This is a genomic window from Streptomyces europaeiscabiei, from assembly GCF_001550375.1.
Lineage (GTDB): Bacteria > Actinomycetota > Actinomycetes > Streptomycetales > Streptomycetaceae > Streptomyces > Streptomyces europaeiscabiei.
Window position 1 is genome coordinate 1 of the sequence record NZ_LRTR01000738.1, and the last position, 2,227, is coordinate 2,227.

1 protein-coding gene is annotated in these 2,227 nt (G+C 73.3%); it reads left to right on the forward strand.

Annotated elements, in window-relative coordinates; genetic code table 11:
• On the forward strand, positions 1-2,227 hold a 2,227-nt coding region (locus tag AWZ10_RS36620), incomplete at both ends, for a type I polyketide synthase (protein ID WP_159058489.1).

Below are 2,227 nucleotides of genomic sequence, written 5' to 3' on the forward strand. Positions count from 1 at the left end.
GCGCGTGCCCCTGGACGGCTTCTACGACCGCTTCCGCGACCGCGGAATCGACTACGGACCCGCCTTCCAGGGCCTGGTGGAGCTTTCCCGCACCGACGACACTGCCTACGCCGTGATCCGTCTGCCCGAGGCCGAAGCCGTAAGTGCGCAGGCAGGCGACTTCGCGCTGCATCCGGCGCTGCTGGACGCGGCGCTGCACGCGGTCGCCGTGCTGGATGACGACACCGCAGGGGTGTCGCTCCCCTTCGAGTGGACCGGGGTCGAGCTGTACGCCACCGGGGCGACCGAACTCCGCGTCCGGATCCAGCGGGATCCCGCGTCATCCCAGGCCCGGCTGTGGATGGCGGATGCCCACGGCGCTCCCGTTGCCTACGTGGACGCGCTCGTCCTGCGTTCGGCGACCGAACAGCAGCTGCGGCGGCGCACGGGCAGCCACCTCTACCGGCTCGACTTCCAGCCGCCCCGCACGATGCGCGAGGCACCGGCCGAGACTTGGGTACTCGGCGGCTCCGGAGAGCTCGCGCACGTGATCGGCGGGCGGCCCGTCGTCGACGTGGACGAGCTGCGCGCCCGGCTCGACGCGGGCGACGAGCCCCCGGCGCGCCTCGTCCTCGACAGCACCACGCCGGCCCCGGGCGATCTGGCGGACGCGGCGCGCGCGGCCATCGCCACCGCACTGCACGTGACGCAGGAACTGCTGGCCGAGTCCCGGCTGGAGGGGACCGAACTGGTCTGGGTGACCCGGGAGGCCGTACCGGCCGAACCGGGTATGGGCGTCGACGGCCTGGTGCACGCCCCGCTGTGGGGCCTGGTCCGCGCCGCTCGCGCCGAGTACCCGCAGCGGTCGCTGCGACTGGTGGACACCGGTCCCGCGGCCGAGGACGCCGCCGCTCTCGCCAGGGCCGTGTCCGTCACGGACGAACCCGAGATCGCGGTACGGGGAGGGGAGATCCGGGTCGCGCGGCTGGTCGCGGTCGAACTGGAGCAGAAGGACGTCCCCGAGGGAACTCCGGCCTCGGAGGGAACGGCACTGATCACCGGAGGAACCGGTGAGCTGGGCAGGGAGCTCGCCCGGCATCTGGTGCGCACCCGCGGTGTCCGGCGTCTCGTGCTGACCTCGCGTCAGGGCGAGGGGGCACCCGGGGCCGCCGACCTCGCCGCCGAACTCACGGGGGCCGGGGCCGACAGCGTACGGATCGTGGCCTGCGACGTCGCCGACAGGGAAGGCCTGGCCGGTCTGATCGGTTCCATCGACGATCTGGACTCGGTGTGGCACCTGGCCGGCGTGCTGGACGACGGACTGCTGCCGGACCAGAACACGGAGCGGCTGGAACGCGTCCTCGCTCCGAAGCTGGACGCCGCACTGCACCTGCACGAACTCACCCGAGAGCACGAGCTGTCCGAGTTCGTCATGTTCTCCTCGCTCGCCGGAGTGCTCGGAAGCGCCGGCCAGAGCACGTACGCCGCGGGCAACGCGTTCCTCGACGCCTTCGCCGCATGGCGTGCGCACGCGGGCCTGCCCGCCAGGAGTCTGTCCTGGGGACTGTGGGAGCAGGGCGGCACGGGACTGACCGCGCATCTCGGCCGGGCCGAGCTGACCCGGATCCGGCGCATGGGCGTCGAGCCGTTGTCCGTGGACGAGGGGCTGCGGACCCTGGACGCGGCGCTGGCGACGGACGCGCGGGAACACCTGGTTCCCGTACGACTGGGGCCGGCCTCGGCGCACCGTGACCAGGACGAGGTGCCGGTACTGCTGCGCGGCCTGCTCAGGACGCGCCTGCGGCGGGCGAACACGGGCGAGACCCCGTCGGGCCCGCGCGGCAGGCTCGCGGCGCTCTCCCCCGACCAGCGGCGGGAGTCGTTGACGCTGCTGGTGCGTTCGGCGGCGGCGAGCGTGCTCGGCCTTCCCGACGAGGGCGCGGTGTCGGCACAGCAGGTGCTCAGGGACCTCGGTCTGGATTCGCTGATGGCCGTGGAACTGCGGCGCCGCATCTCGCGGGAGACCGAGGTTTCCCTGCCCGCGACGCTGGCGTTCGACCACCCGACCCCGGCCGCCATGGCGGAGTACCTCCTGGAACGGATGGACCTGTCCCCGGCCGTGCTGCCCGCCAAGGCTGTCGCCCGGGCCGCGGACGGGGACGACGATCCGGTCGCGATCGTGTCGATGGCGTGCCGGCTGCCGGGCGGGGTGGGCACGCCGGAGGAGTTCTGGGAGCTGCTGTCCTCG